The following is an 8,754-nucleotide window of genomic DNA, read 5'->3' as shown; positions in this document are numbered from 1 at the left end:
AATGCTGCGCTCCGGCGACAGGACCAGACCCAGCTCCAGCTCTCGTTCCACCACGGTGTGCATGCGGTCCGCCTCTCTGTCTGTACCTGCTGCGGGCCCCTCGACGCGGACGGTGTCGGGTTCGTGCGCTGGGGAGCATGCAAGGACGTGCTTGTAGCCGCCTGGGGGTGGCGATATGGGGGGTGAGTGCTCCATGGCCGGACGGTACGAGCGGATGCGGGCGGGTAGGGCACGCGATGTGCGTGCCCCGTGGTGCCATCTTCGTTGTGTCCCCGACTCGCGAAGCGTGCGTGCAGCTCATGTGTCCCCGCGCGCTGGTGAGGCGATACCCGACCGACGAGGTGGCGCTTGGAGGTGTGTGGGGGAGGGGGAGTGCGGCACAAAGCCGCAGTTCGCCACAGAGATATGACCGGAGGTGCCGGTCATGTCTTGTCGCCGGCCCCTCCTCCGCCGGGTCCCCGACGGTGACGTTCACTGGCTCGTACGCTGGGGGCTGTCCGGCTGGGGAGGGCTGATGTTCTGCCGCCACACGCGCCGCGTCCGCGTCCGGCGCCGCGGATGCCTGCCCACCGCGCAGCGGCCCGAGGCCATCGCCGCATGGGTGGCCTGCCAGAGCGAGGAGGCCAGGAACGCGTCCGAGGTGGCACAGGCGCAGCGCGCCGAGGCGGCGGCTGTCGAGGGAGAGGTCGCTCGGCCGAGGCCGACGTCGAAAGCCGCCCGCCCGAGATGGCGTGAGCCGATGAAGCCCCGGCGCGGGAATTGCCGGGGCCTCGGCTCATCAGCGCAGAGCGCCCGATCCACCCGGAGCGGGCGCCCTGCGGCGTGACCGGGCCCCGGGCAATGCCCAAGCCCCGGCCTTCGGAGTGTGCCGGCCGCGGGGGAGGGGCCGCGCACAGAGATCAGCGGGGGGAGGGGGCCGCTGCGTGCCGAGCCTCGGCGGAGAGCAGAGCCTCGCGGAGCTCGGAGGGATCAACGTAACGCGAGCCCACTGCCTGCGGGCGGCTCAACCAGGCGGCGGCGTACCCGCCCCATGGCCCGGACGGTACCAGGAGGTAGGAACCGGAGGTGAGGACCCGTACGCCCGGCGGTCCACCAGCGAACACCTCGGAGGCAGCTCCTCTGCGGCACAAGGCGATCAATTCACTCCGGGAGTGATCAGCAATCAGCGGATACCCCTCGTCAGCCGGGAGGCCGATAACGTCGAGCGCTGCCAGGCCGCGCGCAAGGGGCGCAACGACAATCGCCTCCCACTCCCGACCGACCCGGTCCCATGGATCACCGACGGCGACCAGGGCGGTAGCGAAGGTGCCGGCGTGCAGCAACCGGGCGAGCGTCTCACGGTCCGGATTGACGAGTGAGGCCCACCTTTGGCCGTTGTTCTTGAACTCGGTCATGCTACGGACAGTAAATGGGGTACAACGAAGGGTAGGCACGCGGAGCGCGTGCACTCTCCCCGGCCCGGCACGGAGAATGCGCATGGACACACAGGGAATCGGCCGCCGCGTCGCCTACTGGCGAGAGCGTCGCCGCCTGACACAATCCAACTTCGGCGCCCTCATGGGCCAATCCCGCCGCTGGGTGCAGGACTTCGAAGCGGGCCAAAGACAGGCAGACCCGAAAATCTCCATCGTTCACCGTGCGACGGCGGTCCTACAGGTCCCGTTAGAGGCCCTCCTCTACGACACATACGGCCGTGACCGCATTGACGCCATCGAACTGGACGCCATCCGGGCCGTGTTGCAGCGACACGATGTGATCACGGGGACCGTCGACGGTGACGACGCCGAGCCCCTGCCTGTCGAGAAGTTGCGGAACAGGCTCGTACACGCTCGCAGCGCCTTCGAGGCAGGTAGCTACGCCTCACTCGGTACCGCCGTCCCCCAGCTCCTGATCGACACCAACCGTGCCGCCGCTCGGCATGACGGTGATGACCGGCTCGGCGCCTTCCGGGTACTGACGATGGCGCTCAATCTCGCCGAATCGGCATCGATCAAGTTCGGGGCCCCGGAACTCGCCGTCCAGTCCGGCAACCGTGCCGTTGCCGCGGCGGAACGCTCCGAAGACCCCGTGATGATGGGCCTCGCCGCATGCCACCTCTCGGATGCGATGACCCACCACGGCCAGGCCCCAGCCGCTACTGCCTTTGCTGTCGCTGCTGCGAGCCGCCTTACGTCCGATCTGGTGACAGCCGGTCCGGACGGCCTGGCGGTCCTCGGGACGCTCTACCTCAAGGCCGCCATGGCCCAGGCCGGCGCCGCTCAGTGCGCGCCCGATACTCGTGCCGCAACGGCCGTGTTCGTCCACCTGGACCAGGCCGACGACTACGCCGCCCAACTCGGCGGCGACGACGGGGCGCCGGCCACGTTCGGCGCGCGGACGTGGACCTCCTTCGGCACCACAAACGTTGGCCTGTACCGCGTTGCGGCATCCGTGCAGCTCTCGGAAGGCGAGGACGCGGTCACGGTGGCCGCGGATATTCCCGCCGCCGCTCGTGCGGCCCTGCCGCGCGAACGGCGCGCTCACCACCTCGTCGACCTTGCTCGCGCCTATCAGCAGGTAGGCCACCGTGAGACGGCCGTCGACACTCTCCTCGAAGCCGAGCGGGAGGCCAAGGAGGAAGTTCTCTGCCGGCCGCGGACCAAACAACTAGTCGATGATCTGCGCCTCTTGGGGGTGGGTCGCGCAGAGAGGCGCTTGCAGGCTCTTGCGACCCGATGTGGACTGGCCGAGTGAACCGACGAACTCTGTATCTAGTCGCCTGCGCGGCGCCGCCCGCTCGCCATGTCTCCGTTGGCATCTGCGCGGCCCAGGCCGCGGGCTGGGACGTCTGCCTCATCCTGACCCCGGCCGCGTACCGGTGGGCCGTCGAGGACGCTGAGGGGGAGATCGAGAAGTTGCGCGAGCTCACGGGCCACCCGGTGCGTCACTCCTTCAAGCTCCCCTCGCAGCCCGACGAACTGCCCGCGCCGGACGCCATCCTCGTCGCGCCCGCCACCTTCAACACGTTGAACAAATGGGCGGCGGGTGCTGCGGACACTCTTGCCCTAGGCTTGATCACTGAGGCCATCGGACTCGGAAAGCCGATCGTCGCCCTCCCCAGTTTCAACACTGCCCAGGCCCGCCACCCCGCATTCGAGCGGAGCATCGCAACCCTGCGCGCGGCAGGTGTGAACGTGCTGCTCGGTGAGGGCATGTACGTACCGCGCCCGCCGAGGCAGGGCAGGCCCCACGAGTTTCCATGGCAAATCGCCCTCGACGCCCTGCCGACAGGGGAGTAGACCGGCCTTACCGGTGGGCTCGCCTATTCAAGTGTCGCCAGATCCCCGCGGAACCCACCCTGCCGGTGACCGTGTGTGGTCACCGGAGGCGTACCGGCTCCGGGTCTCACCAGCGCCAGAGGCAAGGCGGGTTGTGGTGACGTGGTGGTAGCCCGGGGCATCGGCGACGACGGGGCGGGCATCCCCAGCACCTGCTGGCGGATCGCCGCGGTCCGGCTCGCGGTCGTCGGGAAACCGAGGTCGTTGATCAGCTCGGAGAAAGCGAAGGGATGCAGGGGCTGACCTGCCCGTCGGCCGGGGAAGAGCCAGTGGGAGCCACGGTTCGTCGCGGTGTTCATGTTGTCTCGGTGGAACCCGTCGAATGCAGGCTGCGCGGCATGTTCTTCGGGCAGCTCAGGGCTGCTCCCGGCTGTGCTCAGCATTGGCTCCGGCATCGCCCGTCGCGCCATATCCTCATGCTCCGGGGCTTGTACCGCTTTTCGGACGCGTCGGGGTCCCGTCGTCGGCCTACGTGGCCGGGCCGGGCCGGGTGAGCGGGATGAGGCCGGCCGGCCTGTTCGCGGCCTGCTCGCGCAGCGCGGCGTTCTCGGCGAGCAGGGCGGCGATGACGGTGGGCGCCGCGTCGACCTGGTGCTGGAGGCGGCGTCGTGCGCCACGGCTGCTGTTCCGAACAGAGGAAGCCGCCCTGCCCAAACGGTGGTCAGCCAGCGGGCACCACTCAACCACCGTCCAACAATACGGCGGGTTCCCGCGGCGCGAGGTTCTACGCCTCCCGCCGACGGGCTCCTTCGGCGGCTTCTCCGCCTCCCGGCGTTGCCGCACAAGGGCCCGCCAGCTCTCGACCGTGCGGGCCCGGTGCCGCCTGAGCCGGCAGTACTCGTCAACCAGCCGATGGTTCTCCTCGACCACCACACGCGCCGCCCGCCGCAACTCATCAGCATGCTGCCGCGCAGCAACCAGCCGCTCCCGCAGAACGTCCCACTGCGCCTCACATCGCCATGAGAACCAACTTCCCGATTCGGGGCGCTGTCATGTCGGCCTCAGAAGCAGGTTCTCAGCCCGTCCGCGGCGAAGTGCGGGCGGGGCCGGTGGGCCGGGCGGCGGCCGCGTCCGTGATGTGGATCATGTTCTGGCCCGTCTCGCCTGCCCTGCAGGAGATCACCCGGCCGTCGGGGAAGCGGTAGCGGTCCACGAAGGAGGCGTTCACGCTGACGTCGCCCCAGGTCATGTGCGCCGGCAGGTCGGCCGTGGCGCGCAATCGGAGGTCGTAGGTCACCGACTTCCCGGACTTCACGACGCCGTCGGTCACGAAGCGGGAGGACGCGCGGTCCACGGGGGTCCACTTGCCGGTTTTCTTGGACTTGTACTCGAACGCTATGAACCCGCCGATCACCGGGTTCTCGTCCTCCACCTGCCGCCAGGCGTAGACGGACATGTCGAGCGTCTTCAGGGTCGTGCTGCTGATGTTGGTCACCGTCGCACGGAACGACCGCCAGGCGCCGCCCCGGACGACCGGGCCGTCGGCGTCGGTCTGGAGGAGCTTGATGGTCTTCTGTTCGTAGTCACCGTTCGCGGTGGAGACGTCGTAACAGCTGGGCAGTTCCTCCCCGGCCTGCCCGGCCGCGGACGCGCCGGGGGCCGCCACCAGGGCAGCCGCCGGAAGAACGGCCGCGGCGAGGGCCGTGGTCAGGGCGCGGCGAAGAAACATCGGGTACCTCTCGGTCGGGACCTGTGACGACACTGATCAACACTGATCAACAGGGTTGACTCCCGAGCCGGGTGGAGGGTTGTGCTCACATGGCGACGAGGAAGGGCCGCCCGTGCGCGTGCGCGAGGACCTGGCCGTCGACGAGCTCCCTGTCACCTCGTAGACAGCCGATCGCCGACGCGGGGAATATCGGAGCGGAAAAACGGTTCCTTTAGCGTTGAACGAGAGAGGACCCGGCCGTCATGACCACGCCCACCCCACGTCCGAGCGCTGCGCTGTCCTGCCCATCTGACCAGGTCGGTAGGTGTGCCCGGTGTCATCAGCCGTGCCATCGCTTCGGCTACGGCGGGAATCCGCTTTCTCTGGGGGTGGATCGGGTGTGGTGTGACGTGGGGTGAGGTGGGCTCGTTGAGTTTCTGGAACTCGTTCTCGGGGGCTGTGGCTCTGCGGCGGGTTGTTGTACGACTCGTGGCAGGAGTTGATGGTGCGGGCTTTTCCCGTGGTGATGCCGTCCGGGCAGAGGTACTGGACGGTCCTCGATGACGACCTGGAGGTCGTCCCGGTTGCTGATCGGTGGCTTCGCAATTTGCGGTTCGGGCGGGACCGGGCGGAGCTGACGACGAAGACATACGCCGGTGGTGTTGCGCTCTACCTGCGGTGGTGCCGGTTGACGGGCCGGGGGTGGGGGGCGGCCGGGCGGGATCTCGGCCTGTTCGTGGTGTGGCTGCAGTACACCCCGGCGCCCCGGGGCGGTGTGGTGCCGGTGGTGCGGCCGGGCCCGGGGGCGGATCCGGTACGGGGTAAGCGGCGGATCAACCGGGTGCTGGTCGCGGTGCGGGGGCTGCTGTCGTATGCCGTGTCGGTGGGCGAGGCGCCGCGGTCGGTGCTCGGGCAGGTCTATGAGCTTGCCGACAGCCAGGACCTCCCTGCGGAGGCGCAGGGTGAGAAGCTGTGTCACATCCCCTTTTAGCAGGTCACAACGTCATGAAGCCCGGTCGTGATCTGGCTTGGCGTTCGGTTGGGCGTCGATGGGCGGGCAACCGAACGACACGGCGGTACCTTCAGGCGGCTGCCGCGATAGCGGCCGGGACCGCCTCGGTGCGGCGAAGCTGCCGGGCCAGACGGCGGGACATGAGGGTGATGAAGGCCCACTGGATGTGCGCCTCGGCGTGGGGCATGAGTCGCTCGTAATCCCTTGCGTTGCGCCGGGCCCGCATCGTCCACGAATTCGACCGCTCCACCACCCACCTCTTGGGCAGCACGACGAAGCCGTCGGCGTCCTTGGGACGGGGAACCACCTTGATGGTGATGCCGAGGGCGTCCTGGACCCAGGTGGTGAACTCCTCGCCTCCGTAGGCGTTGTCGGCCCAGACCAGGACGATTTCGGGGTGTTCGGCATGGAGCCGGGTGAGCAGGATGCGGGCGGCGGTGCGCTCCTGGACGTCGGCGGGGGTGACGAGCAAGTCGACCAGGAGGCCGTCCTGGTCAACGATGAGATGTCGCTTCCGCCCGTTGATCATCTTCCCTTGATCCCATCCCCTCGTGGCCTTCGAGACGGTTTCCGCGCCCTTGACGGACTGGGCGTCGATGATCAGGCGGACCGGCCAGGGGCAGCGGCTGCCGCGCAGGCGCAGCCGGCGGCGGAGCTGGTCGAGGATGCGCTTGAGGACGCCGGCCTTCGCCCAGCGGGCAAAGTAGCCGAACACGGTGCGCCAGGGGATGCCGAAGTCGGCGGGCAGCGCGCGCCATTTCGCCCCGTTGTCGACGATGTAGCGGATCGAGTCGACTACCCGTCGCCGGGGCCACTTCTCGGGAGCGCCGCCCTTGGGGGTCTGGCATGCCGGCGTCGGACGGAGGCGTTCGAGCAGGGCCCATTCGAGGTCGCTGGTGTCGGAGGGGTAGCGGTAGAGGGGCAGCAGCATGACGGCGTGGGGCCGCGACCTGCAGGGGGAGCCAGCTGCGGGGCGGTCGCGGCCCGCCTCCTGCCTTTCCGGTTCACTCCAGGTTGGCCAGCAGCTGGAGGGTGGACTCGATCGCACCCATCTGGGCCATGACGGTCCGGATGTAGGGGTCGTCGGGGGTCTTCTTCTGGTGCGGGAGGAGGATCCCGGCGATGAAGTTCTCCACCCGGTGGTGCACGGTGTCGAAGAAGGCCCGCTCGTAGCCGATCCAGACCTCCGGCGCGTCGTCCAGCAGCCGGTATCCCCACGTTTTGTCCCAGGTCACGGGCGGGAGACCGCGCGCGGCCGCGACTTGGCGCAGGTGCGCAAGTCCCGTGTGGATCTGCGCCCGGGTGCGTTCGGTGGCGGCCATCAGCTGGGTGATGGTCAGTCCGGCGGGGCGGGCCTCCTGCAGGGCGCTGAGGATGGCTTCGGCGTGGACGTGAGCGGGGACTCCCCGCCCCATCGCCTACTCACCCGAGCCCTTCAGCAGCCTCTGGAGCTGCTCATCCAGGTCGACCTCGCCCCGAGTGACAGCGCCCTCGATCCAGTCGGCCGCGGCGCGCACACGTGCCAGGCCCCGTCCGATGGTGTCGCGTTCGGCGTCGTCGTAGTGCTCGCCGCGCAGGTTCGGCACGATCCGGCCGGCCGTGGAGACGAACTGCGCGCAGGCCGCGACCAGGTCCATGAACTGGGCGCTGTGTTCCATGCGTTGCAGCTGCGGGGCCGCCTCCTGGTGAACGAACTGGGCCTGCTGGCGGAACCGGTCGAACTGGGCTTCGTTGACTGCGTGCCTGGCCGTGTCGTCGGCCATTGCCTTCGAGGCGACCGCGGGACGGCGCAGGAAGTCGGTAGTCACCACCGACGCAACCGCGTCGTCCGTGGCCAGGTCGTGGATCGCCTCCACCTTCTCCTGGACGCTCTCCGGGGAGTCGACCTTCCAGCCCACCACCCGTTTTGCGCTGTCGTGCGTCCACCGCGGTGGGCCGCCGCGTGGATTGGGCGGGGGGTTGTTCACCGTCTCGAACCGCTCCTCAGGGTCCGGGATGCTGGCCAGGATCTTGTGGATCGTGTGCGATACGTCCGCCCGTCGGCGCTCCTTCGGCCAGCGGGAGGCCACCCACCGGTAGTCGCGGACTGTGGAGTACGACAAACCGATGTCCTCGGCGAACAGCCGGATGGCCTCGCTGACGGTGAACAGGTCGTCCTTGCTTGAGGGATTAGCACCCCCATACGAGCGCATCGGCTCGATCTCTGTGGCCGCGTCGCCGATCCGCCACTGGGCGCCGCTCATCGTGGCGACCCAGTCCCGCCCCAGCTTGACCAGCTCGTCGTAGCGTTCCCGGGTCACACTGCCGATCATCTCGGACATCCGGACACCACCCTCCGGGCCCGGGTGCGGCACCCTTCCATGCCGCCAACTTTCCCTGGCTGCCCGTCATTTCGCACCACCCGACGGCCTTCGGCCGTCGGACAGGGGGCACGTGCCCGGCGCGTGGAGCGGCCCTATGCCCGCCAGATGCGCGGTCTCACACCTCGCGCCGTTGCATGCGCCGCTTGTGCCAGGCCCGTTTGCGGCAGCGGGGAGAGCAGTACGTTGCCGAGACGGGACGTTCAACCCCGGCCGTCCAGGATGCCCCGCACTCCGGGCAGTTGGCCGTCACGCTGGCCTTCACCGCCTCGGTCCTCGCCCGCGCCCGCCGCATCCGCCGCCAGTGCCGCGAGCGGCACGCGGACGAGCAGAATGCCGCCGTCGCCTTCGCCGCGGGCATCAGAGGACCACCGCACCCACGGCACAACCGCGGCCCCGAACTATCGTCCGCCCTGA

General features: G+C 69.2%; 9 protein-coding genes and 1 pseudogene. 4 read left to right on the top strand and 6 right to left on the bottom strand.

Features of this window, described 5'->3' with window-relative positions:
• Window positions 1-195 (bottom strand): annotated as a pseudogene (locus ACH4OW_RS38090) (hypothetical protein); the annotation flags it as partial.
• Window positions 196-1,151: 956 nt separating this feature from the next.
• On the opposite strand from ACH4OW_RS38090, the gene ACH4OW_RS38085 reads away from it, so the two are divergent.
• From ACH4OW_RS38085 to ACH4OW_RS38075, 3 genes are all read left to right on the top strand, one after another.
• Window positions 1,152-1,358 carry a hypothetical protein gene (locus ACH4OW_RS38085; protein WP_360138955.1) on the top strand — a complete coding sequence of 69 codons (207 nt, stop codon included), beginning with the start codon at window positions 1,152-1,154 and terminating at the stop codon, window positions 1,356-1,358.
• A gap of 118 nt (window positions 1,359-1,476) precedes the next feature.
• Window positions 1,477-2,733, top strand: coding sequence for a helix-turn-helix domain-containing protein (locus ACH4OW_RS38080; RefSeq protein ID WP_398033338.1), 1,257 nt, complete (start codon window positions 1,477-1,479; stop codon window positions 2,731-2,733).
• Complete coding sequence (locus tag ACH4OW_RS38075; protein ID WP_398033335.1) at window positions 2,730-3,278, top strand: flavoprotein; 549 nt, start codon at window positions 2,730-2,732, stop codon at window positions 3,276-3,278. The genes ACH4OW_RS38080 and ACH4OW_RS38075 overlap by 4 nt, the downstream gene beginning before the upstream one ends.
• 507 nt (window positions 3,279-3,785) lie before the next feature.
• Here ACH4OW_RS38075 and ACH4OW_RS38070 read toward each other — a convergent pair.
• Window positions 3,786-4,004 carry a hypothetical protein gene (locus ACH4OW_RS38070; RefSeq protein WP_398033332.1) on the bottom strand — a complete coding sequence of 73 codons (219 nt, stop codon included), beginning with the start codon at window positions 4,002-4,004 and terminating at the stop codon, window positions 3,786-3,788.
• A 328-nt stretch (window positions 4,005-4,332) separates the two neighbouring features.
• Window positions 4,333-4,986 carry a hypothetical protein gene (locus ACH4OW_RS38065; RefSeq protein ID WP_360138964.1) on the bottom strand — a complete coding sequence of 218 codons (654 nt, stop codon included), beginning with the start codon at window positions 4,984-4,986 and terminating at the stop codon, window positions 4,333-4,335.
• Between the two features lie 481 nt (window positions 4,987-5,467).
• Between ACH4OW_RS38065 and ACH4OW_RS38060 the strand changes: the two genes are divergently transcribed.
• Window positions 5,468-5,956 carry a hypothetical protein gene (locus ACH4OW_RS38060; protein WP_398033329.1) on the top strand — a complete coding sequence of 163 codons (489 nt, stop codon included), beginning with the start codon at window positions 5,468-5,470 and terminating at the stop codon, window positions 5,954-5,956.
• Between the two features lie 91 nt (window positions 5,957-6,047).
• Here the strand turns inward: ACH4OW_RS38060 and ACH4OW_RS38055 are convergent, their stop codons facing one another.
• The 3 genes from ACH4OW_RS38055 to ACH4OW_RS38045 form a co-directional block, all read right to left on the bottom strand.
• Window positions 6,048-6,908: an IS5 family transposase gene (locus ACH4OW_RS38055; RefSeq protein ID WP_398033326.1), complete on the bottom strand. Its 861-nt coding sequence runs from the start codon at window positions 6,906-6,908 to the stop codon at window positions 6,048-6,050.
• 73 nt (window positions 6,909-6,981) lie between these two features.
• On the bottom strand, window positions 6,982-7,392 hold the full coding sequence (locus ACH4OW_RS38050; protein ID WP_398033323.1) for a RacP protein: 411 nt from the start codon (window positions 7,390-7,392) through the stop codon (window positions 6,982-6,984).
• 3 nt (window positions 7,393-7,395) lie between these two features.
• Complete coding sequence (locus ACH4OW_RS38045; protein WP_398033320.1) at window positions 7,396-8,298, bottom strand: DUF6192 family protein; 903 nt, start codon at window positions 8,296-8,298, stop codon at window positions 7,396-7,398.
• Between the last annotated feature and the right edge of the window lie 456 nt (window positions 8,299-8,754).

This window comes from Streptomyces sp. NPDC017056, assembly GCF_044332485.1.
Taxonomy (GTDB): domain Bacteria; phylum Actinomycetota; class Actinomycetes; order Streptomycetales; family Streptomycetaceae; genus Streptomyces.
The sequence above is the reverse complement of the archived record's forward strand: the minus strand, read 5'-3'. Positions and strand labels throughout refer to the sequence as shown.